19 protein-coding genes are annotated in these 22,872 nt (G+C 63.2%); 12 read left to right on the top strand and 7 right to left on the bottom strand.

Annotation, left to right across the window (positions count from 1 at the left end):
* Positions 1 to 86 precede the first annotated feature (86 nt).
* Positions 87 to 677: an RNA polymerase sigma factor SigX gene (gene sigX, locus BM154_RS20200; RefSeq protein WP_074888457.1), complete on the top strand. Its 591-nt coding sequence runs from the start codon at positions 87 to 89 to the stop codon at positions 675 to 677.
* Positions 678 to 782: 105 nt separating this feature from the next.
* On the top strand, positions 783 to 1,763 hold the full coding sequence (locus tag BM154_RS20195; RefSeq protein WP_074888455.1) for an OmpA family protein: 981 nt from the start codon (positions 783 to 785) through the stop codon (positions 1,761 to 1,763).
* A 284-nt stretch (positions 1,764 to 2,047) separates the two neighbouring features.
* On the opposite strand, the gene BM154_RS20190 is transcribed toward BM154_RS20195, so the two are convergent.
* Positions 2,048 to 2,362 (bottom strand): hypothetical protein, encoded by a 315-nt coding sequence (locus tag BM154_RS20190; protein WP_013791620.1) that lies wholly within the window; start codon positions 2,360 to 2,362, stop codon positions 2,048 to 2,050.
* Between the two features lie 195 nt (positions 2,363 to 2,557).
* Here BM154_RS20190 and BM154_RS20185 point away from each other — a divergent pair, with 195 nt between their 5' ends.
* Positions 2,558 to 2,950 carry a hypothetical protein gene (locus tag BM154_RS20185; RefSeq protein WP_074888453.1) on the top strand — a complete coding sequence of 131 codons (393 nt, stop codon included), beginning with the start codon at positions 2,558 to 2,560 and terminating at the stop codon, positions 2,948 to 2,950.
* Here BM154_RS20185 and BM154_RS20180 read toward each other — a convergent pair.
* Positions 2,938 to 3,876, bottom strand: coding sequence for a LysR family transcriptional regulator (locus BM154_RS20180; RefSeq protein WP_074888450.1), 939 nt, complete (start codon positions 3,874 to 3,876; stop codon positions 2,938 to 2,940). The two genes, BM154_RS20185 and BM154_RS20180, sit on opposite strands and share 13 nt — an antisense overlap.
* A 139-nt stretch (positions 3,877 to 4,015) precedes the next feature.
* On the opposite strand from BM154_RS20180, the gene BM154_RS20175 reads away from it, so the two are divergent.
* Entirely contained in the window at positions 4,016 to 5,227 is a 1,212-nt protein-coding gene (locus BM154_RS20175) for an acyl-CoA dehydrogenase (RefSeq protein WP_074888448.1), read from the top strand.
* On the opposite strand, the gene BM154_RS20170 is transcribed toward BM154_RS20175, so the two are convergent.
* The 4 genes from BM154_RS20170 to xthA all read right to left on the bottom strand — a co-directional run bounded on the left by BM154_RS20170 (position 5,224) and on the right by xthA (position 8,828).
* Positions 5,224 to 5,418, bottom strand: a complete 195-nt coding sequence (locus BM154_RS20170; protein ID WP_074888445.1) for a hypothetical protein — start codon at positions 5,416 to 5,418, stop codon at positions 5,224 to 5,226. The genes BM154_RS20175 and BM154_RS20170 overlap by 4 nt on opposite strands.
* Positions 5,415 to 6,407: a TerC family protein gene (locus BM154_RS20165; RefSeq protein ID WP_074888442.1), complete on the bottom strand. Its 993-nt coding sequence runs from the start codon at positions 6,405 to 6,407 to the stop codon at positions 5,415 to 5,417. The genes BM154_RS20170 and BM154_RS20165 overlap by 4 nt, the downstream gene beginning before the upstream one ends.
* A 153-nt stretch (positions 6,408 to 6,560) precedes the next feature.
* A complete protein-coding gene (locus tag BM154_RS20160) occupies positions 6,561 to 7,940 on the bottom strand; it encodes a substrate-binding domain-containing protein (RefSeq protein WP_074888439.1) in 1,380 nt (459 codons plus the stop codon).
* A 75-nt stretch (positions 7,941 to 8,015) separates the two neighbouring features.
* Positions 8,016 to 8,828 carry an exodeoxyribonuclease III gene (gene xthA / locus BM154_RS20155; RefSeq protein WP_074888436.1) on the bottom strand — a complete coding sequence of 271 codons (813 nt, stop codon included), beginning with the start codon at positions 8,826 to 8,828 and terminating at the stop codon, positions 8,016 to 8,018.
* 175 nt (positions 8,829 to 9,003) lie between these two features.
* On the opposite strand from xthA, the gene BM154_RS20150 reads away from it, so the two are divergent.
* From BM154_RS20150 to tpx, 3 genes are all read left to right on the top strand, one after another.
* Entirely contained in the window at positions 9,004 to 10,698 is a 1,695-nt protein-coding gene (locus BM154_RS20150; RefSeq protein WP_139225492.1) for an autotransporter assembly complex protein TamA, read from the top strand.
* Complete coding sequence (locus tag BM154_RS20145) at positions 10,695 to 14,366, top strand: translocation/assembly module TamB domain-containing protein (RefSeq protein WP_074888430.1); 3,672 nt, start codon at positions 10,695 to 10,697, stop codon at positions 14,364 to 14,366. The genes BM154_RS20150 and BM154_RS20145 overlap by 4 nt, the downstream gene beginning before the upstream one ends.
* 111 nt (positions 14,367 to 14,477) lie before the next feature.
* Complete coding sequence (tpx, locus tag BM154_RS20140; RefSeq protein ID WP_074888428.1) at positions 14,478 to 14,978, top strand: thiol peroxidase; 501 nt, start codon at positions 14,478 to 14,480, stop codon at positions 14,976 to 14,978.
* A gap of 186 nt (positions 14,979 to 15,164) precedes the next feature.
* Here tpx and BM154_RS20135 read toward each other — a convergent pair whose 3' ends face one another.
* Positions 15,165 to 16,100 (bottom strand): LysR family transcriptional regulator, encoded by a 936-nt coding sequence (locus tag BM154_RS20135; RefSeq protein ID WP_074888425.1) that lies wholly within the window; start codon positions 16,098 to 16,100, stop codon positions 15,165 to 15,167.
* A gap of 225 nt (positions 16,101 to 16,325) precedes the next feature.
* On the opposite strand from BM154_RS20135, the gene chvE reads away from it, so the two are divergent.
* From chvE to araD, 5 genes are all read left to right on the top strand, one after another.
* Positions 16,326 to 17,390: a multiple monosaccharide ABC transporter substrate-binding protein gene (chvE, locus tag BM154_RS20130; protein ID WP_074888422.1), complete on the top strand. Its 1,065-nt coding sequence runs from the start codon at positions 16,326 to 16,328 to the stop codon at positions 17,388 to 17,390.
* Positions 17,391 to 17,496: 106 nt separating this feature from the next.
* Positions 17,497 to 19,023: a multiple monosaccharide ABC transporter ATP-binding protein gene (gene mmsA, locus BM154_RS20125; RefSeq protein ID WP_074888419.1), complete on the top strand. Its 1,527-nt coding sequence runs from the start codon at positions 17,497 to 17,499 to the stop codon at positions 19,021 to 19,023.
* 12 nt (positions 19,024 to 19,035) lie between these two features.
* Positions 19,036 to 20,241, top strand: a complete 1,206-nt coding sequence (gene mmsB, locus BM154_RS20120; RefSeq protein WP_074888415.1) for a multiple monosaccharide ABC transporter permease — start codon at positions 19,036 to 19,038, stop codon at positions 20,239 to 20,241.
* A 91-nt stretch (positions 20,242 to 20,332) separates the two neighbouring features.
* Entirely contained in the window at positions 20,333 to 21,115 is a 783-nt protein-coding gene (locus BM154_RS20115) for an SDR family NAD(P)-dependent oxidoreductase (protein ID WP_074888412.1), read from the top strand.
* Entirely contained in the window at positions 21,112 to 22,857 is a 1,746-nt protein-coding gene (gene araD / locus BM154_RS20110) for an L-arabinonate dehydratase (RefSeq protein ID WP_074888409.1), read from the top strand. The genes BM154_RS20115 and araD overlap by 4 nt, the downstream gene beginning before the upstream one ends.
* The last annotated feature ends 15 nt before the right edge of the window (positions 22,858 to 22,872 follow it).

Below are 22,872 nucleotides of genomic sequence, written 5' to 3'. Positions count from 1 at the left end.
GCATTTCTGCTACCCTATGCGTCCAGCCAGCGGCCTGTTCGAACAGGCGCTGGCTGTTTTCGTCCTGACCGTTGGCCCGACCTGTTTTGAACGCACCCCAGACACCGTCACTGCGCTATGACCCACGCGAGCTCTCCGACGAGGAGCTGGTGGCGCGTGCCCATGATGAGCTGTTCCATGTAACGCGTGCATACGAAGAACTGATGCGTCGTTATCAGCGCACCCTGTTCAATGTATGTGCTCGATATTTAGGGAACGATCGAGATGCCGACGATGTCTGTCAGGAGGTGATGCTCAAGGTTCTTTATGGGCTGAAGAACTTCGAGGGCAAATCGAAGTTCAAGACCTGGCTCTACAGCATTACCTACAACGAATGCATCACTCAGTACCGCAAGGAGCGTCGCAAACGTCGTTTGATGGATGCGCTGAGTTTGGATCCTCTGGAAGAGGCGTCGGAAGAGAAGGCGCCAAAGATAGAGGACCGAGGCGGACTGGATCGCTGGCTCGTGCATGTGAACCCGATCGACCGGGAAATTCTGGTGTTGCGTTTTGTCGCGGAGCTGGAGTTTCAGGAGATCGCCGACATCATGCACATGGGACTCAGCGCTACCAAGATGCGCTACAAGCGCGCGTTGGACCGATTGCGGGAAAAGTTTGCAGGTATTACCGAAAGTTAGTTCGGGGCAAGCTTTAACTGGCAAAGGTGAGTTTTGTTAAACTTACCGCAGACTCGCATGTCTACCTGCATGCGGATCAATCACTCATAGATGGGGATTTAACGGATGAAACTGAAAAACACCTTAGGCGTAGTCATTGGCTCCTTGGTAGCCGCTACCTCCATGGGCGTGCTGGCTCAAGGCCAAGGCGCTGTCGAGGTGGAAGGCTTTGCCAACCGCTACTTCACCGACGTTCAGCGTGACTTCGCTCATGACGAAGGCAACCTGTTCGGCGCAAGCGTTGGTTACTACCTGACCGACGATGTCGAGCTGGCACTGTCGTACGGCGAGTACCACGACCTGCGCGGCGAAGGCGCTGCTGGCAGCAAGAACATCAAGGGCAACCTGACTGATCTGAAAGCCCTCTACCACTTCGGCCAGCCGGGTGTAGGTCTGCGTCCTTACGTCTCCGGCGGCGTTGGTCACCAGAGCATCGGCGACGCCAACAAAGGCGGTCGTGACACTTCCACCCTGGCCATCGTTGGCGGCGGCGCGAAGTACTACTTCACCGAGATGCTGTACGCTCGTGCTGGCGTTGAAGCCCTGTACAACATCGACAAGGGTGACACCGAATGGCAAGCCGGCGTTGGTGTCGGTCTGAACTTCGGCGGCAGCACTCGTCAGGTTGCTCAGGTTACCGAGCCGGCTCCAGAGCCAGTTCCGGCACCGGCTCCGGTCGTTGAAGAAGCTCCGCAAGTCGTTCGCGTTGAACTGGACGTGAAATTCGACTTCGACAAGGCTGCTGTCAAGCAAGAAAGCTATGGTGACATCAAGAACCTGGCTGACTTCATGAACCAGTACCCGCAAACCAGCACCACCGTTGAAGGTCACACTGACTCCGTCGGTACTGACGCTTACAACCAGAAGCTGTCCGAGCGTCGTGCAAACGCTGTTCGTGACGTGCTGGTCAACCAGTACGGCGTAGGCGCTGACCGCGTCAACTCCGTAGGTTACGGCGAGTCCCGTCCGGTTGCTGACAACGCTACCGAAGAAGGCCGCGCTATCAACCGTCGTGTTGAAGCCGAAGTAGAAGCCCAAGCCCAGTAATAGGCTCAGGCGTCAGAAGAACCCGGCTCAGGCCGGGTTTTTCTTTGCCTGCAAAAAAGGGGGCAAATAAAAACGGCATCTACCAGAGCACCCGATGGGGGGAGGTGATCTGGCAGACGCCGTGTCCGTTACCTGGCTTCCCAGATGAGGGCTGCAAGGTGTTATTCATCATCCTGAAGCAAGCATCGCGCCATGTGCCCGGTGGCTAATCCACATGCGCTATCGACCCCGCCGGTCGACAAGCCCTGAACCATTGCGTGGCAACACGCCGCCACTGTGGTCGATCATGAAGCAGGGCAGGCTCGTGCTTCCTCGACATAGTCTCTGAGCCAGCGCAGCACCTCCACCGCCTCCCAGCGATTGGGGTCGAACATTGCGTAGGCCAACCCTTGGTAGCCAACCACATCCAGTTGGCGGTGATAGCCTGCTCGTTGCAGCAGCGCCTCGATCTCGGCGAAGCAGGTATTGAAGTGCAGGCGGTTGAATGGGGTTTTACCTTCGGTAACGATCCCCTCCAGATGCAACTCCTCGACGATGAGGCGCACCTTGTCCAGCGGCATCCGGTTGATCGTGTGTTTGAGTTGCAATACGTCCAGCATCGTTGGGCTCCCGCTATCGGCCTGATCTCACCTGGAATGTTCCGGGCCTGCGATCGTGTGGTGACGGCTGCTAGGGTAATTCAAAAATACTGTACAAATAAACAGTATTCGGTAATAGTGAGCCTCGACGCTTGCCGACTCCCATGTCACGCGGCGCTGCACAGCGCCGCTGATCGATGCCGAGGACTCCCTGTAATGCACCAGATACTCATGACAATTGTGCTGTTGGTAACATTGACCGGTTGCGTGCAACCCCAGGTCGAGCAACCCAAGGTCAATGCCAATTACCTGGTCATCGAGGACAACCAGGCCTGGGCGGTACTGGTTTCCGACGGCAAGCGCGTCGAAGAGCACGGCGTGGTGGTCGATGCCATCAAGCTGGCCAGCAACGATGCGCCCGTCGCAGCCAGCTACGTGATCGATACGCCCAATTGCGGCAAGCTGCAGTGGCTGGTCGAACGCCAGGACGCCGCCGATGGGGTTACCACCCGCATGACCCTGCACGACAACAAGCAACTGGGCGCATCCAATTGCGTGATCGGCGAGGGCCTGACGCGCATCTGGACGGTGCTGGATTACTCGAGCTGATGCTGGTCTCCAGCCTTGCGCTCCTCGGCCGTGATGCGCTGGCAGATCTCGATGATCTGCTCGCGCATCCAGCGATTGGCCGGGTCCTGATCGGTGCTTTCATGCCAATACAGATGGGTTTCCAGGGCTGGGATACCGGCAACCGGTAATTCGCTGAAGTACAGGTCGTTATCCCGTGCGTAGCGCTCCGGCACGGTGATCGCCATGTCGGTATCGCGCATCACCCGGCAGGCCATCAGGTAATGCTGCGAGCGCAAGGCGATACGTCGCTGAATACCCATTTTTCCCAAGGCCAGGTCGACATAGCCCAGGCCGCTGCGGCGGCTAGATATCTGGATGTGAGTCAGTGACAGGTAGGCCTCCAGGCTGAGCTTTTGCTTGGCCAGCGGATGCCCTGGCCGCATGGCGCACACATAGCGATCTTCCATCAGCTTGACGTGTCGCACCTGGGGATCGATGTTCAGCGGCGCATCCACGGCGAAGTCCAGCCGGCCCGCTGCCAGCTCCTTGGTGGTTTCCCGGCGGCGTACCAGCATGCTTTCGATGGTCACGCCCGGTGCCTGGCGGCGCAGGCGCTGAAACAGCGGCGGCAGCGTCACCGCTTCGGTCAGGTCGGTCATGCTGATGCGAAAACTCTTGGTTGCCTGCAGCGGATTGAAGGTGCGGCTTTCCTGTACCGAGATGCGCAGCTGCTGCAGGGCGTTGCGCACCGGCGTGATGATGTTCTGCGCCATGGGCGTGGGTACCATGCCCTGGGCGGTGCGCACGAACAACGGGTCATTGAAGGTTTCGCGCAGGCGGGCCAGGGCGTTGGATACCGCGGGCTGGGTGATACCGACGATCTGCCCGGCGCGGGTGAGGTTGGCTTCGCTGTAGATGGCGTCGAAGACCACGAAAAGATTGAGATCCACCTTGTTCAGGTTCATGCCCGAGCAGCTCCATACGTTGTTCTTGTGCGGTGATCTTATATCGGTGATGAATGTTTATACACGCCGAAAATAGCGTCGATAAATGACCCGGCGTCCACTAGCATCCTCCGCACATAGAACACAGCCGAGGTGCGCCGTGGATTTCGCCTATTCCCCCAAGGTTCAGCAGTTGCGCGAGCGCGTCACAGCGTTCATGCAGGCCCATGTCTATCCGGCCGAGGCCGAGTTCGAGCGCCAGGTCGGCGAAGGTGATCGCTGGCAGCCGACGGCGATCATGGAGCAGCTCAAAGACAAGGCCAAAGGCGAGGGGCTGTGGAACCTGTTCCTGCCTGACTCAGAATTGGGCGCCGGGCTCACCAATACCGAGTACGCTCCGCTGGCAGAGATCATGGGCAGCTCGCTGATCGGCCCCGAGCCGTTCAACTGCGCCGCGCCCGATACCGGCAACATGGAAGTGCTGGTGCGCTACGGCAGCCAAGCACACAAGCGTGAATGGCTCGAGCCGCTGCTCAGTGGCGAGATTCGTTCGGCATTCGCCATGACCGAGCCGGAGGTTGCCTCGTCGGACGCCACCAATATGCAGGCGACCGCAGTGCGTGACGGCGAGCACTGGGTGATCAATGGCCGCAAGTGGTGGACCTCAGGCGCCTGCGACCCGCGCTGCAAGATCATGATCTTCATGGGCCTGACCAATCCGGAGGGCCCGCGGCACCAGCAGCACTCGATGATCCTGGTGCCCATGGACACGCCCGGCGTGAAGGTGCTGCGCCCGCTGCCGGTGTTCGGCTATGACGACGCGCCCCACGGCCACGCCGAAGTGCTGTTCGATGACGTGCGCGTGCCTTACGAAAACGTACTGCTCGGAGAAGGCCGTGGCTTCGAGATCGCCCAGGGGCGCCTTGGCCCAGGGCGTATCCACCACTGCATGCGCTCCATCGGCATGGCCGAACGAGCCCTGAAGCTGATGTGCGAGCGCGCCCTTGGCCGTACCGCGTTCGGCAAGCCGCTGGCACGTCTGGGCGGCAATATCGACCTGATTGCCGAGTCACGCATGGAGATCAACATGGCGCGCCTGCTCACCCTCAATGCGGCGTACATGATGGATACCGTCGGCAACAAGGTGGCCGCCAGCGAGATCGCGCAGATCAAGGTGGTGGCGCCCAACGTGGCGTTGAAGGTAATCGATCGCGCCATCCAGATGCATGGCGGGGCAGGGGTCAGCGGCGACTTCCCGCTGGCTTACTGGTACGCCATGCAGCGCACCCTGCGCCTGGCCGATGGCCCGGATGAGGTGCACCGCGCGGCCATCGGCAAGTACGAGCTGGGCAAGTACATGGCAAAAGCCTAGGGGCCAGGCTCTGGGTCGGAGCCGGGTACCAGGCTCAGCTTGTCGCCATTCAGGCGCATATGCAGCTGGGCCGCGAAGGCGCGCGCGGCGCTTTCATCGTCGAACATCAGCGTGCGCTTGCCCAGGCGCACGCACCAGCGTACGCCGTCGGGCTTGTCGATTCGTTCGAGCTGCACATCTTGTCCGGTCACGTCGTCTCGGCAGGTTTCTTGTCACGGGTTTTCAGCAGCGACAGGATCACGCCGCCGGCCAGTACACCCATGGTAACGCCGAGCGACAGTAAAGCGGGTACCTTGATGAAGCCGTGCAGGAAAATCTTGCAGCCGATGAACATCAGCACGATGGCCAGTGCGTACTTGAGGTACACGAAGCGGTGCATCAGCGCGGCCAGGGCGAAGTACAGCGCGCGCAGGCCGAGGATCGCGAAGATGTTCGAGGTGTAGACGATGAACGGATCCTGGGTAATGGCGAACACCGCCGGCACGCTGTCCACCGCGAACACCAGGTCCGCCAGCTCGATCAGCACCAGGGCCAGCAGCAGCGGAGTGGCGAACAGCAGCATCTTGCCACTGGCCGGGTCCTTCTGACGCACCAGGAATTTACCGCCATGCAGGTCATCGGTGACCCGGATGTGTTTGCGCAGAAAGATCAGCAGCTTGTTCTGCGACAGGTCCGGGTGCTCGTCATGGTCCTTGCTGAACAGCATCTTGATGCCAGTGAACAGCAGGAAGGCGCCGAACACGTAGAGGATCCAGTCGAACTCCTGCACCAGGGCGGTTCCCAGGCCGATCATGATCGCCCGCAGCAGCACCACGCCGATGATTCCCCAGAACAATACGCGGTGCTGGTATTTGCGCGGGATGCCGAAGAAGCCGAGGATCATCGCCATCACGAACACGTTGTCCATCGACAGCGACTGTTCGACCAGAAAACCCGTGTAGAACTCCAGCGCCTTGGTAGCGCCCAGCTCCCACCACACCCAGCCGCCAAAGGCGACGCCCACGCTGAAATAGCCCGAGTAGAGCAGCAGGCTCTCGCGCATTTCGATTTCGTGTTGGTCGCGGTGCAACACGCCGAGGTCGAAGACCAGCAGCGCGATGACAATGACGATGAAGGCCAGCCAGAAGTAGTACGGAGTGCCGAGAAACGGCGTGAGCATAAAGGCATGTAGAGCTGTCATGGGCCCTCCCTGTCGATGCCTAAGTTGAGATTCAACTTAGCGACTCCGACATCACGATGAGGTGGGCTCATCGCCAGAGGGGCCCGGCGTCACATGTCTACAAGGCTAGGATGTATCCTGCGGTTCGGCAAGTACCTGCCGCGCCTGAAGAAATCAGTAGACCCAGACTTCCACGCGGCGATTCTTGATCCTGCCGCTGTCACCCCCGTTGTCGGCAACCGGCAGGTCGTCGCCCAGGCCGGTGACCTCGCGCAGCACCACGCCTTGGCGAACCAGCTCACGGCGTACCGCCATGGCGCGTAATTTGGAAAGCAGCTCGGCCCGGGCGGAATCCGCCTTGGGATCGCCAAAGCCGACCAGCACCACCTTGTTCTGCAGCTTGTCGTGCTGGCGCAGGTAGTCGAGCACGCGGTGCAGGTCCTGCTGAGCCTTGTTGTCCAGGCTGGCGCTGCCTTCCTCGAAGCGGAAGTTCACCGACAAGCGCTGGGCATCGCGGGCCAGGGCCTGGTAGGTCGCCGGCATGTCCGGGCTTGGCGTGATCTTCACGGCTTCGACGGTCTGCGCGATGAAACCGTTCTGCGCCACGATCGCCTGGCCCCTGGGGCTCTGGGTGAATTGCAGGAGGGCCTGGGCCCAGGGATTGGCATTCTTCGGTGGGCCGTACAGGAACAGGCGGCGGGACAGTGGGTAATCCTCGGTGGCAATCAGCGTCACGCTGGGCGCCATCGCCTGTGAATCGCCGGCGGCGATGGCCACTGCCTTCGCCTCGCGCACATAGGGCAGGCCGATAAAGCCGATGCCGTCGGCATCGCGGGCCACCGAGTCGGACAGCTGCTCGCTGGACTCGAAACGCTTGGCCTTGGCGGAGAGCTGCTTGCCATTGGCAGCCAGTACCAGTTCCTTGAAGGTATCGAAGGTGCCGGAGTTGTCGTCCCGGGCGTACAGGGCGATGGCGCCGGGGCGGCCACCCAGTTGCGCCCAGTCGCTGACTTCTCCGGAGAATATCTGTGCCAGTTGCAGGGTGCTCAGTTCGCCGATGGAGTTGCTGGGGTGCAGGATGATCGCCAGCCCGTCGATGGCGATGACCTGCTCGGCATCCCGGCTTTTCATGTTGCCGAGCGCCGCCAGGCTGGCGCTTTCGCTGTCCTTGATCGGGCGCGAGGAGGCAGCGAGCTCGGCGCTGCCCTGGCCAAGGGCGGTGAAGCCGGTTCCCGAACCGTGGGCGGCTATGCTCACGGTAATCTTGCGGCCCACGCCGTTCAGTGCGGTGACCGTCTGCTCGTTTTCCCCCGTGGCGCTGCTGCGGATGTCATTGAGCCCTTGCTCCTGCATGAGGCCCTTGACCAGAGCCGGGCCAAGCTTGGCGCCGATGGTGTTGGAGCCCTGGATGCGCAGCACCGGGCGGTCGTCGGTCGGCAGGGGCAGGGCGGCGAAGGCCGTCCAGGGGCTCAGGTAGAAGACGAAACCGAGCAGCAGGAAAGTCGCCGTTCGGCTCCAGGTCTCGTGGTCACAACGGGTTGAGGCGCGCAGCATGCGGCAATCACCTTGCAAGGGGCGGTTGAAGTGCTGCGACGATAAGACAGAAAAATGACTATAGGATGACGATCATCAACGGAGTTGCAGCCAGATTGGCGCGTGGTCCGACGGCTTCTCCATACCGCGCAGTTCATAGTCGATGCCAGCGTCCGCGAGACGGTCCTGCAAGGCGCGCGAGGCGAGGATCACGTCGATGCGCAGGCCGCGCTTGGGCTCGTCTTCGAAACCGCGACTGCGGTAATCGAACCAGCTGAAGCGGTCATCGACCTCCGGGTGCAGCTGGCGGAAGCTGTCGACCAGGCCCCAGTTCTTCAGAGTTGCCAGCCACTCGCGCTCCTCGGGCAGGAAGCTGCATTTGCCGGTCTTCAGCCAGCGCTTGCGGTTGACCTCACCGATGCCGATGTCGCAATCCTCGGGGGAGATGTTGATGTCGCCCATGACGATCAGCGGCTGATCGTGGGCAAAGCGACTGCCTAGAAGCGCCTGCAGGTCGGCGTAGAAGCGCTGCTTGGCGGGAAACTTGGTGGGGTGGTCGCGGCTTTCGCCCTGTGGGAAGTAGCCGTTCATCACCGTGATCGGCTTGCCGTTGGCGTCGGCATAGGTGCCGTAGATAAAGCGGCGCTGGGATTCTTCGCCGTCTTCGGGAAAGCCCTTGGTGATTTCCAGTGGCGCCTGGCGCGACAGCAGCGCGACCCCGTAGTGGCCTTTCTGGCCGTGGTAGTGCACCTGGTAGCCCAGCGCACGAATCTCTGCCTCGGGGAACTGGTCGTCGCTGACCTTGGTTTCCTGCAGGCCGATCACATCTGGCTGGTGCTTCTCGATCAGTGCGGCGAGTTGGTGCGGGCGCGCGCGCAAGCCATTGATGTTGAAGGAAACGAGTTTCATGTCGGCGATCCTGAGCGTAGCGGGCGGTTAAACCGCGATGCTAGCCGATCATGTCGGCGGGCGGCCAGCGCCGCGGGAAACGTTTGGATCAGGAGATCCGCTGGAATAGCCTGTTTGCCGTGATAGCATCGTCGCCATGAGAGTAATTTCGACACTCGGCGCGGGATGCGCGCTAATGCTGTTCAGTGCTGCGCTGCTTGCCGATGACGCTCGTCTGGTGGTCAGCGTGCAGCCGGCCAACAATGCCCTGAAGAGCAATGTCGAAGGCTATATCGGCAATCTTGGCGAGCGTGACGTCGAGGCCTTGCAGCGCTTGCGCCGCGTGGTCGAGGGCCAGGCCGAAAAGGCCGCCCAGGCGCTGGGCTATTACCAGGCGCAGATCAGCAGCGAAGTGGTCGAGCAGACCCCGCCACGCCTGAACATGCGGATTGTGCCCGGCGAGCCGGTGCGCATTGGCAGCGTTACCGTCAGGGTAGACGGCCCGGCAGCGCAGATGCGCGCGTTCCAACTGCCCAAGGATGCCCAGCTTACCCAGGGTGCGCGGCTCAATCATGGCCGCTACGAGGCGGCCAAGCGGCATATCCAGAACCAGGCGTCGCGCTATGGCTTCTTTCGCGGGCGCTTCACCCAGCAGAGTCTGCGCATCGATCCCAAGGCCGGTCTGGCCGATATCGAACTGGTCTATGACAGCGGCCCGCGCTACAGCCTCGGGCATGTCAGTTTCGAGGGCGACATGCCTTTCGACGATGAGCTGCTGCAGCGCATGGTGCCGTTCCCCGCGGACACGCCCTATGACTCCGAGCGGATCGCCGAGCTCTATCAGGCGCTGCGTTCCAGTGGCTATTTCGAGTCGGTTCGGGTCGACGCCAGCCCTACGGTGGCCGAGCAGCAGGTAATCCCCGTCAATGTCCACCTGCAGACCCGACTGCCGCGCACCATGGGCCTGGGCCTGGGTTTTTCCACCGATGTCGGCCCGCGCGGCCGGGTCCAGTGGGAGCGGCACTGGGCCAACCCCCAGGGGCACAGCTACGGCGCGGAGATGGAACTGTCGGCACCGCGGCAGAACGTCGGCCTGTGGTATGACATCCCCGGCGACCCGCCGACGACCGACAAGCTGCGCATCGCTGGTGGCTATCAGTACGAGGAGCTGGCCAACACCGACAGCCTGAGCCGCCTGTTGACGGTGGGCCCGGAGTGGCACAGCAAGCTCGACAGCGGCTGGCAGCGGGTCATTTCCCTGAAGTGGCAGCGCGAGGAGTATCGCTTGGGCGACGACTCGGGCCTCAGTACTCTGCTCATGCCGGGGATCAGCTATTCGTACCTGCGTAGCGACAATCGCGTCGACCCCAACCAGGGCTATCGATTGCAATTCGACGCCTCCGTGGCCAAGGAGGGGCTGCTGTCCGACTCCGACGTGGTGCACGGCAACGTACTGGTCAAGGGCCTGACCACGCTCTGGCAGAACCACCGTTTCCTCGGGCGCGCCCAGTTTGGCGGCACCGAGTCCAGAGGCTTCAATTCTTCCGTGCCGCCGTCGCTGCGCTTCTTCGCCGGTGGTGACCAGAGCGTGCGCGGCTACGACTACCAGAGCCTGTCGCCGGAGAACAAGCAGGGCGACAAGATCGGTGCGCGCTACATGCTCGCCGCCAGCGCCGAGTACCAGTACAGCCTGGCTGACAAATGGCGGGTGGCGACCTTCTACGACACCGGTAACGCGTTCAATTCACTGGACATGCCGACGCTCAAGAGCGCGGTGGGTGTCGGCGTGCGCTGGGTGTCGCCGGTGGGGCCGCTGCGCCTGGATCTGGCCCACCCGCTGGATGACGAAGGCGGGGTGCGGCTGCACTTTTCCATGGGGCCGGAACTGTGAGGCGCTTGCTCAAGTATGCCGGCCTGAGCCTGGCGGGCCTGCTGGCGCTGCTGATCGTGATGTTGGTATGGATGTTGGCGACCGCGTCTGGCAGCCGCTGGACTCTCGGCCTGGTGCCCGGGCTGCAAGTGGAGGGTTTCGAAGGGCAGTTGGGTGGGCACTGGAGCGCCGCGGAGCTGCGCTGGCAGCATGGCGAGAATCAGGTGCTGGTGAGCCAGCCGCAATTCGACTGGTCACCGGCGTGCCTGCTACGTCTGACGCTGTGCATCGGGACGCTGCGCAGCGAGCGCATCGAGCTGACTTTCCCCCCGAGCGACGAGCCGCCCAGTGACCAGCCCTTCAGCCTGCCGCAACTGGACCTGCCGGTGGCGCTGGAGATTGGCGAGGTGTGGATCGGCGGCCTGCGCTTCAACGGCGATGACCAGTTGCAGGGGCTCGAGCTTGCCGCGCATTGGGCCAGCGATGGCTTGAACATCAGCCGGCTGCACCTGCAGCGCGACGAGCTGGTCGTCGACCTGCAGGGCCATGTTCAGCCCAGTGGCGAGTGGCCGCTGAAACTGCAAGGCAGCGCCGCACTGCCGTCCCCCGATCAGCAACCCTGGAACCTGGCGCTGCAGGTCGAGGGCGATCTGCGCCAGAGCCTGGCGCTGGTGGTCGACAGCTCCGGCTATCTGGCCGGGCGTCTGAGTGGCGAGGTGCAGCCCCTGGCCGAGCATATTCCGGCAACGCTGACCCTGACTGCCGATGGCTTCAAAGCCAGTGCCTCGCTGCCCGACACCCTGCGCCTGAACGCCGTCACGCTGAAGGCTGCCGGCAATCTGCAGGATGGTTACGACGTCGATGGCATCGCCACGCTACCCGCCGAAAAGGGGCCGGTTGCCCTGGCGCTGCGTAGTCGGGTCGACGCTGCGGGCGCGGATATCGCCACGCTTCGCCTGGCGGCCGCCGAGAATCAGTATCTGACCGTCAACGGGCGCCTGGATTGGCAGGACGGCTTTAGCGCCGACAGCCATGTCGACTGGCAGGATTTTCCCTGGCTGCGTCTGTATCCAATGGACGAAGCGCCACCGGTGACCCTGAACAAACTCACCGGCGATCTTGCCTATGAGGATGGCAACTACCTCGGCAACCTCTCCGCTGCGCTTGATGGCCCGGCCGGTGCGTTCAGCGTACAGACGCCGCTGAGTGGCGACCTGCAGCAAGTGCATCTGCCGCAGCTGCAGGTACGCGCCGGGCAAGGCAGGATCGACGGCCAGCTCACCGTCGGTTTCTCCAACGCCGTGCGTTGGGACGCACAATTGCAGGTCAGCGATTTCGACCCCGCTTACTGGGTTGCCGAGTTGCCCGGGCGCATCGCCGGGCCGATCAGCAGCAAGGGGCAGGTGCTTGATGGGCGTCTGGAACTCACCGGCGAGCTCGACCTGCAAGGCCGCCTGCGCGGCCAGCCAACGCAGTTGCAGGCTCAGCTTGCCGGCGCCGGCGAGCGCTGGAGTGTGAGCACGCTGAGCATGCGCCTGGGTGACAACCGTATCGATGGCAATGGTCAGCTGGATCAGCGCCTGCAGGGCCAGGTGCGCATCGCCCTCAATCGCCTGGGCCAGCTGTGGCCGGGGCTGCAAGGGCGTGCCACGGGGCGATTGGACCTGGCCGGCAACCTGCAAGCCCCGCAAGGCAACTTCAGCCTAAATGGTCAGGGCCTGGCGTTCGAAGAGACCCGCCTGCGGCAGCTGGGCCTGGACGCCACGCTGGATGGCAACGGGCAGGCCAAGCTGCAGTTACGCGGCCAGGGGATCGCCAGCGGCGACAGCCAGCTTGGCAACCTGACGATCAATGGCGCCGGCAACCAACGCCAGCAACAGATGGACCTGAGCCTGCAGGGGCCACAGCTGCAAACCAGCCTGGCGCTGGACGGCACCCTGGAGCAGGGCAACTGGCGCGGGCGCCTGAGCCGTGCCGACATCCAGGCCGGCGGGCAGGACTGGCGGCTGCAGGCGCCGGCTTCGCTGGTGCGCCTGGCCAGCGGCGAGATCGACCTTGGCGCCCACTGCCTGCGTTCCGGCGCAGCCAGCCTGTGCGGCGAAAACCAGCGCCTGCAGCCGGAACCGAAGATCCGTTATCGCCTCGCCGATTTTCCGCTCGACAGCCTGGCGCCGTGGTTCCCGGATGACTTCGCCTGGCAGGGCACCCTCGATGCCGACGTGCATCTGGATCTGCCAGCCTCCGGCCCCAGCGGGCGCGTGGTGGTGGACGCCGGCAGCGGCAGCTGGCGCGTTCGCGACCAGGATCAATGGGTGGATTTCACCTACGACAGCTTGCGCCTGAGCAGCGAGCTGCGCCCGCAAAGCATCGACACCGAGCTCAACCTGCGTGGCCAGCGCATCGGCGAATTGTCGCTGCAGGCGCAGCTCGACCCGCGCCCGGCGAACAAGCCGTTGTCTGGCCAGTTCCGTCTCAGCGGCCTCGACCTGGCTATCGCCCGGCCGTTCGTGCCGATGGTCGAGCATCTGGCGGGGCAGTTGAATGGCAGCGGCACGTTGTCCGGCGATCTGCTCAAGCCGCTGGTGAACGGTCAACTGGCGCTGAGCGGTGGCGAAATCTCCGGTGGCGAGCTGCCCACTAGCTTCGAAGACCTTCAACTGCGTGTGTTGATCGCCGGTGAAAGCCTGCAGCTCAACGGGGGTTGGCGCAGCGGCGAGCGAGGGCAGGGCACGCTCAATGGTGCGCTGGCCTGGGGCGGGCCGCTCAGCGGCAACCTGAACGTGCAGGGCAATCGTCTGCCGGTGACCGTCGAGCCCTACGCGAACCTGGAGGTCGAGCCGGACATGCAGGTGCGCCTGGCCGATGATCAGCTGTCGGTCAGTGGCAAGGTGTCGATTCCGCGCGGCCAGATCGTGGTACGCGAGCTGCCCCCGTCGACGGTCAAGGTCTCCGACGATGCGGTGATCGTCGGCGCCGAGGCTCGCGAAAAGCAGGCGGTGGCGATCAACATGGATATCGACGTGGACGTCGGCAGCGACAAGCTGACCTTCAGCGGCTTCGGGCTCACTGCCGAGCTGGCAGGCCGGGTGCATATCGGCGATGACCTGGATACCCGCGGCGAGCTGAACCTCAACAAGGGCAACTTCCGCGGCTATGGCCAGCGCCTGACTATCCGCCGTGCGCGTCTGATGTTCGCCGGGCCGATCGACCAGCCATTCCTGGACATCGAAGCGATCCGCAAGGTCGACGACGTGGTGGCTGGTCTGCGGGTGACCGGCAGCGCCGACCAGCCGCGCACCGAGGTGTTCTCCGAACCGGCCATGAGCCAGGAACAGGCGCTGTCCTACCTGGTGCTGGGGCGGCCGCTGTCGACCGGTAGCGAGGACAACAACATGCTTGCCCAGGCGGCCCTGGCGCTGGGCGTGGCGGGCAGTTCCGGGGTGACCGGCTCGGTGGCGCAGAGCCTGGGCATCCAGGATTTCCAGCTGGATACCGACGGCAGCGGCCGCAACACCAGCGTGGTGGCCAGCGGCAATCTGTCCGAACGCCTGAGCCTGCGTTACGGGGTCGGCGTGTTCGAACCGGTCAATACCGTGGCGCTGCGGTATGCCCTGACGCGCCGCCTTTATCTGGAGGCAGCGAGTGGCCTGGCCAGCTCCCTGGATCTGTTCTACAAACGCGATTTCTAGGCTCTGTACAGTACAGACCCTAGGCCTGCGCAAAAACTGTTGCGGGTCGCTTTCACTGGCGTAGGATGACCATCCCTGCGTGTTTCTACCCATCAAGAGAAGGATTGTTCCATGGCACAAGTAACCCTGCGCGGTAACCCGGTTGAAGTCGCTGGCCAGTTGCCGCAAGTCGGCCAGCAAGCGCCGGCGTTCACCCTGGTCGGTGCCGGCCTGGCCGACGTCAGCCTGAGCAGCCTGGCGGGCAAGCGCAAAGTGCTGAACATTTTCCCGAGCGTCGACACCCCGACCTGCGCCACCTCGGTGCGCAAGTTCAATGCCGAGGCCAGCAAGCTGGATAACACCGCGGTGCTGTGCATCTCTGCCGACCTGCCGTTCGCCCAGGCGCGTTTCTGCGGTGCCGAAGGCCTGGAAAACGTCCAGAACCTGTCGACCATGCGCGGTGCCGAGTTCCTCAAGGACTACGGCGTGGCGCTGAGCTCCGGCCCGCTGGCTGGCGTGGCCGCCCGCGCCGTGCTGGTGCTGGATGAAAACGACAAGGTGCTGCACAGCGAGCTGGTTGGCGAAATAGCTGACGAGCCGAACTACGACGCGGCTCTGGCTGCGCTCAAGTAAGCTACTCGCGTTACCCGAAACGGCCTGCCTTGCGCAGGCCGTTTTCGTTTCAGAGCCCACTGATGGCGCGTCGGAGACTCACACAGGAGGGGTGAAAGACGCTTCAACTTCCGCCTTGATGGCGGATGAAAAGGGTGTCAGCAGATGCCCAATCCTCCACATGAACTGCGTCAAGGCGAGTACCGGTCAATGCGCCTTGTTCAAGGCCGCAGTGACCAGCCGGCGCAAGCGGTTGGCCACCGGCGACAGCTCGCGACCCTTGGCCAGCAGCAGGTAGTAGGGCGACATTTCGATGGTCATGTTCAGCGGCAGTACCTTGAGCCTGGCGCCGACCTGATCGCCGAGCAGCAGGTCCGGCACTTCGCTGGCCAACGGCGCGATGGCCGATGACGACACCAGGATGGCGATCATCGCCAGGAGCGACGTGGTGTTGGTGATGTTGGTCGGCAGCGTTGCGCCGGCACTCAGAAACGCGGTTTCCATCGCCTCGCGGATCGGCGCCCGATGGCTTTGCATCACCCATTCGTAGTTTGACAGATCGCGTAGCGTCACCTGCTCGACGTTGGCCAGGGGGTGATCCTGGCGCACGATCAGCTTGAGGGTTTCGGTACGCGCCGGGTAGATCTCGAAATCCGCCGGGTTGACGCCGCGGGGTAGGCGGGCCAGCACGAAATCGTTTTTGCCGCTCGCCAGGTCATGCACCAGTTCATCACTGGCGGCAACGTTGACGTGCACGTCGGCGCGCGGCGAAATCGCCTTGAGCTGGCGAATCGCCGGAATCACGAAGCCCACCGCTGCACCGGTGACCGCACCGACCGTGGTCATGCCGCCTTCACCGCGCTTGAGTTCCTCGACATCCTGGGCCAGGTCGCGCAGCTCCACCAGCATGTTGTGCGCACGGCGGGCCAAGGCCCGGCCGATCAACGTCGGCAGCATACCCTTGGGATGGCGCTCGAACAGCCGGGCGCCCAGGGTGTGTTCGATGTCGGCGAGCATGCGCGAGGCTGCCGGCTGGGTAACGGTCAGCTCCTCCGCGGCCAGGCCGAGCTGGCCGTGCTCGGCGATCGCAGCGATCAGCCGCAGTTGGGGGATCTTCAGATGACGGGCTATGCCGATGTCCATGGTGGCGCTCTTTGTTGTCTTTGTTGGAGCGAGTGTGCGCCTCGAATAGGTGTGTGTCGATGCGTTGCATACCAATATTGATATGCGGTTTGGCGAAATATGAATTTGCTTGATATGGGGTGTGCTTCTATCGTCAGGGCTGCTTTGAGCTCTTCGTTGCCCGAACAACAATAATCGCGATGTCGCGCGTTCCTGAGCGCGCCAGGCGTCGCCAGGAGAAGCTGAATGAACACAGTCCGTAAACTCGTGGCCGCCATGGCCATGGGCGCCACTCTGGTAAGTGCTGCATCGGTTGGCGCTGCCGAAAAAGGCTTCGTGGGTATCGCGATGCCGACCAAGTCTTCCGCCCGATGGATCGACGACGGCAACAACATGGTCAAGCAGCTGGAGAAAGCCGGCTACAAGGCCGACCTGCAGTACGCCGAAGACGACATTCCCACCCAGGTCTCGCAGATCGAAAACATGATGGTCAAGGGCGTCAACGTCTTGGTCATCGCCGCCATCGACGGCACCACGCTGACCAACGCCCTGGAAAACGCCAATGCGGCGGACATCAAGGTGATCGCCTATGACCGCCTGATCCGCGACAGCGAATACGTCGACTACTACGCCACCTTCGACAACACCAAGGTTGGCGTGCTGCAGGCCGAATCCCTGGTCAAGGGCATGCAGGCGCGCGGCAAGGGCCCGTACAACGTCGAGCTGTTCGGTGGCTCGCCGGACGACAACAACGCCTACTTCTTCTACAACGGCGCCATGTCGGTGCTGCAGCCGCTGATCGACAAGGGCGAAATCAAGATCCTCTCCGGGCAGACCGGCATGGGCAAGGTCGGCACCCTGCGTTGGGACGGCGCTACCGCCCAGGCGCGCATGGACAACCTGCTGTCCGCCAACTACACCAAGGAGCGCCTCGACGGTGTGCTGTCGCCCTATGACGGCATCTCCATCGGCGTGCTGTCGTCGCTGAAAGGCGTTGGTTACGGCTCCGGCGACATGCCGATGCCGATCGTCACCGGCCAGGATTCGGAAGTGCCGTCGGTGAAATCGATTCTGGCTGGCGAGCAGTATTCGTCGATCTTCAAGGACACCCGCCAGCTCGCTGAAGTGACTGTCGGCATGGTCAAGGCGCTGCTCGAAGGTGCCGAGCCGCAGATCAACGACACCAAGACCTACGACAACGGCAAGAAAGTCGTACCGGCCTACCTGTTGCAACCTGTCACCGTCGACAAGAGCAACTGGGAAAAGGTGTTGATCGACAGCGGTTACTACCAGAAGAACCAGGTCCAGTAAGCGCCGACCCGCCGGCAGCCAGGCGCTGCCGGCCCACCACCTCTTTGTTTACCTGAGCATGGCGCGCCCGCTGCGGTTGGCGCGTGCCTTGCGGACGGATAAAGACATGCAGCAAGACATCATTCTGGAAATGCGCGGCATCACCAAGACGTTCCCGGGCGTGAAGGCGCTCAACGACGTCAACCTCAAGGTGCGGCGCGGCGAAATTCATGCCCTGTGCGGTGAAAACGGCGCGGGCAAATCGACCCTGATGAAGGTGCTCAGTGGTGTTTACCCCCACGGTAGCTACGACGGCGAGATCATTTACGAAGGCAAACCGCTGGCCTGCAGCGGCATCCGCGACAGCGAGCGCGAAGGCATCATCATCATTCATCAGGAGCTGGCACTGGTGCCGCTGTTGTCGATTGCCGAGAACCTGTTTCTCGGCAACGAGATCGCCAGCAACGGCGTGATCGATTGGCCCGAGGTGTACCAGCGTACCGAAGGGCTGCTCAACAAGGTTGGCCTCGACGAGATTGCCACCACGCCGGTCGAGAAGCTCGGCGTCGGCAAGCAGCAACTGGTGGAAATCGCCAAGGCGCTGGCCAAGCACGTCAAGCTGCTGATTCTCGACGAACCCACCGCGGCGCTGCAGGAGAACGACAGCCAGAAGTTGCTCGACCTGCTGCTGGAATTCCGCGCCCAGGGCATTTCCTCGATTCTGATTTCCCACAAGCTCAACGAAGTCAGCCGCGTTGCCGACAGCATCACGGTGCTGCGCGATGGCGCCTCGGTGAGCAGCATGGATTGCCACACCGAAGCGGTCAGTGAAGAAACCATCATTCGCGGCATGGTCGGCCGCGACATGGAGAATCGCTACCCGGAGCGCACGCCGCAGATCGGCGAAACCCTGCTGGAAATCCGCGACTGGAACGTCTGGCACCCCGAGTCGGCGTCCCGGCAGATGATCCGCAACGTCAACCTGCGCGTGGCGGCCGGTGAAGTGGTCGGTATCGCCGGGCTGATGGGGGCAGGGCGCACCGAGCTGGCAATGAGCGTGTTCGGCAAGAGCTACGGGCGCAACATTTCTGGCTCCGTGCACCTGCGCGGCAAGGAAATCGATGTATCCACCGTGCGCCGCGCCGTCGACAACGGCATCGCCTACGTCACCGAAGACCGCAAGGAACTTGGCCTGGTGCTCGACGAAAGCATCCTGTGCAACACCACCCTGGCCAACCTGCCGGGCGTGTCGAAGCACGGGGTGATCGACGAGCACGAGGAGCGGCGCATCTCGGAAGAGTACCGCGAGGCGCTGCATATCCGTACCCCCGGGGTGTTCCAGAAGGTGCTCAACCTGTCCGGCGGCAATCAGCAGAAGGTGGTGCTCAGCAAATGGCTGTTCGCCAAACCCGAGGTGCTGATTCTCGACGAGCCCACCCGCGGCATCGACGTGGGTGCCAAGTTCGAGATCTACAACCTGATCAACCAGCTCGCTGCCGACGGCAAGGGCGTGATCATCATTTCGTCGGAGATGCCCGAGCTGCTGGGCATGTGCGACCGCATTTACGTAATGAACGAAGGCGCCTTCCTGGGCGAACTGGCACGCGAAGAAGCGAGCCAGGAAAAGATCATGTCGATGATCGTCAAGGCGTGAGAGGACAACCCAATGGATAACAACACCCAACCGGCTCAAACCCAGCAGGTGGCGCGACCCTCGCTGCTGGGCCACATGAAGAGTCACGTTCGCGACTACGGCATGCTGCTGACCCTGGTGGTCATCATGGCGCTGTTCGAGGTGCTCACCGACGGCACGCTGATGCGCCCGGTCAACCTCACCAACCTGCTGCTGCAGAACAGCTACATCATCATCATGGCCCTGGGCATGCTGCTGGTCATCGTCTCCGGGCACATCGACCTGTCGGTGGGGTCGGTGGTCGGTTTCGTCGGCGCGGCGGCGGCGGTGATGATGGTGCAGTGGGGCTGGTCGACTTCGCTGGTGGTTCCCGTCTGCCTGCTGATGGGCTGCCTGATCGGCGCGGCCCAGGGCTACTGGATCGCCTACTGGCAGATCCCCTCGTTCATCGTCACCCTGGCCGGCATGCTGGTGTTTCGTGGCCTGACCCTGGCCGTGCTCGATGGCCAGTCGATCGGCCCGTTCTCGAGCAGTTTCCAGCTGATGAGCAACGGCTTCATCCCGGACATCTTCGGGGTCGGCAAACCCAATGTGACGGCCATCGTGCTGGGCCTGTTCGCTGCCGGGCTGATCATCTACCTGGCGGTGCGTGCCCGTCGCCGCGCCAAGCGCTATGGCATCGTCGATGAGCCTGCGCCGTTCTTCGTCGCCAAGAACCTGCTGATCGCCGGTGCCATCGTCTACATCGCGTACCTGCTGGCCACCTACCGCGGCCTGCCGAACGTGCTGATCATCATGGCCATGCTGATCAGCGCCTACACCTTCCTGACCAACCGCACCACGCTGGGCCGGCGCATCTACGCCATCGGCGGCAACGTCAAGGCGGCCAAGCTGTCGGGCATCAACACCGAACGGCTGACCTTCTTCGCCTTCGTCAACATGGGCATGCTCGCGGCCCTGGCCGGGCTGATCTTCGCCGCGCGCCTCAACACTGCCACGCCAAAGGCCGGCGTGTCCTTCGAGCTGGACGTGATCGCCGCGGTGTTCATTGGCGGCGCGTCGATGTCCGGCGGCGTCGGCAAGATCATCGGCGCGGTGATCGGTGCGCTGATCATGGGCGTGATGAACAACGGCATGTCGATCCTCGGCATCGGCATCGAATGGCAGCAGGTGATCAAGGGCCTGGTGCTGCTGGCCGCGGTGATTTTCGATGTGGTGAACAAGAGCAAGTCCCGTTAAGAGACGCTCGGTCGTCGCCACCATCTTTTCCGCAGTACCGCGGGCGCCGGGCACAGCCGGGCGCCGCGGGATGAACACGAGGTAACAGGCCATGAATAGCCACAATCAAACATCAGGCAAGGCGGTGTACGCCGACCTGGCCGGGCGCACCGTGCTGATTTCCGGTGGCGCCACCGGCATCGGCCGCGCCCTGGTCACGGCGTTTGCCAAGCAGGGCGCGCGTACCGCCTTCGTCGACATCGACGACAAGCACGGCAAGGCCCTGGCCAGCGAGCTGAACGAGGCGGGGCACCAGGTGCTGTTCCTGCGCTGCGACATCACCGATATCAAGGCCTACCAGGCGGCGATCCACAAGGTCGCCGAACAGTTCGGGCCGATCACCGCGCTGCTCAACAACGCCGCCAACGATGTGCGCCACGCCCTGGATTCGATCAGCGTGGAGCGTTTCGACGAGCTGATCGCGGTCAACCTGCGCCACGCCACCTTCGCCACCCAGGCGGTGGTGCCGATGATGCGCCAGGCCGGCGGCGGCGCGATCATCAACTTCGGCTCGGTGGGCTGGATGATGGCCTCGGCCGGCTACCCGGTGTACGCGGCGAGCAAGGCTGCCACCCACGGGCTGACCCGTGGCCTGGCGCGGGATCTGGGCAAGGACCGTATTCGCGTCAATACCCTGGTGCCTGGCTGGGTGATGACCGACAAGCAGCTGGCCATGTGGGTCGACGAAACGGCCAAGGAACAGATTCGTCAGAACCAGTGCATGCCCGGCCAGTTGCTGCCCGAGCATATCGCCGACATGGCGCTGTTCCTGGCATCCGACGCGGCGGCGATGTGCACCGCGCAGAATTTCATCGTTGATGGGGGTTGGGTATGAGCACCTTCAAACCGGCAGTCTGGCCGCGCAAGCTGCGTTCCACCGAATGGTTCGGCGGCAACTCGCGGGACCACATCTACCATCGCAGCTGGATGAAGAACCAGGGCCTGCCGGCCGACCTGTTCGACGGCCGCCCGGTGATCGGCATCTGCAACACCTGGTCGCAGCTGACGCCCTGCAACGCCCACCTGCGTGACCTGGCCGAGCGCGTCAAGCACGGCATTTACGAAGCCGGCGGCTTGCCGCTGGAGTTCCCGGTGTTCTCGGCCGGGGAAAGCTCGCTGCGCCCGACCGCGATGATGTACCGCAACATGGCGGCGATGGACGTCGAAGAAGCGCTGCGCGCCAACCCTCTGGACGGCGTGGTGCTGCTGGCCGGCTGCGACAAGACCACCCCGGCGTTGCTGATGGGCGCGGCCAGCGTCGACATTCCGGCCATCGTGGTGTCCGGCGGGCCGATGCTCAACGGCTGGTTCCGTGGCGAGCGGGTCGGTTCGGGAACCGCGCTTTGGCAGATGTCCGAGGACATCAAGGCCGGCAAGATGAGCCGCGAGGACTTTCTCGAGGCCGAGCAGTCGATGTCCCGTTCGCCGGGCTCGTGCAACACCATGGGCACCGCCAGCACCATGGCCAGCATGGCCGAGGCCTTGGGCATGGCGCTGTCCGGCAATGCGGCGATTCCGGCGGTGGACAGCCGTCGCCGGGTGGTCGCCCATCTGACCGGGCGGCGCATCGTGCAGATGGTCAAGGACGACCTGAAGCCGTCAGACATCATGACCCGCCAGGCGTTCGAGAACGCCATCCGCGTCAACGGCAGCATCGGCGGCTCGACCAACGCGGTGATCCACCTGCTGGCCATCGCTGGGCGCGTCGGCGTCGACCTGACCCTGGATGACTGGGACCGTCTCGGTCAGGACATCCCGACCATCGTCAACCTGATGCCCTCGGGCAAATACCTGATGGAAGAGTTCTTCTACGCCGGCGGCCTGCCGGTGGTGATTCGCATGCTCGGCGAGGGCGGCAAGCTGCATAAAGGCGCGCTGACCGTCTCCGGGGAAACCATCTGGGAGGAGGTCAAGGACGTTCGCAACTGGAATGAAGACGTCATTCGCCCGGTGGACAAGGCACTTACCGCCAAGGGCGGCATCGCCGTGCTGCGCGGCAACCTGGCGCCGCGGGGTGCGGTGCTCAAGCCCTCTGCGGCTTCGCCACACCTGATGCAGCACCGTGGCCGCGCCGTGGTGTTCGAGGATATCGACGACTACAAGGCGAAGATCAACGACGAAAGCCTGGATATCGACGAGAACTGCGTGATGGTGCTGAAGAACTGTGGTCCGCGCGGCTATCCGGGCATGGCCGAAGTGGGCAACATGGGCCTGCCGCCAAAGGTGTTGCGCAAGGGCATCACCGATATGGTGCGCATCTCCGATGCGCGGATGTCCGGTACCGCCTACGGCACCGTGGTGCTGCACACCACGCCGGAAGCGGCGGCCGGTGGCCCGCTGGCGGTGGTGCGCAATGGCGACATGATCGAACTCGACGTGGAGGCCCGGCGCATTCACCTGGACATCCCCGATGAAGAGCTGCGCCAGCGCCTGGCCGAATGGAAGCCGACCGTCGAGGCGCCGACCAGTGGCTATATCAAGCTGTTCCATGACCACGTGGAGGGTGCTGACAGCGGCGCGGATTTCGACTTCCTCAAGGGTTGCCGAGGCGCCGGTATTCCCAAAGACAGTCATTGACCGGAAGAGGGCAGT

Source organism: Phytopseudomonas argentinensis (assembly GCF_900113905.1).
Taxonomy (GTDB): Bacteria; Pseudomonadota; Gammaproteobacteria; order Pseudomonadales; family Pseudomonadaceae; genus Aquipseudomonas; species Aquipseudomonas argentinensis.
The sequence above is the reverse complement of the archived record's forward strand: the minus strand, read 5'-3'. Positions and strand labels throughout refer to the sequence as shown.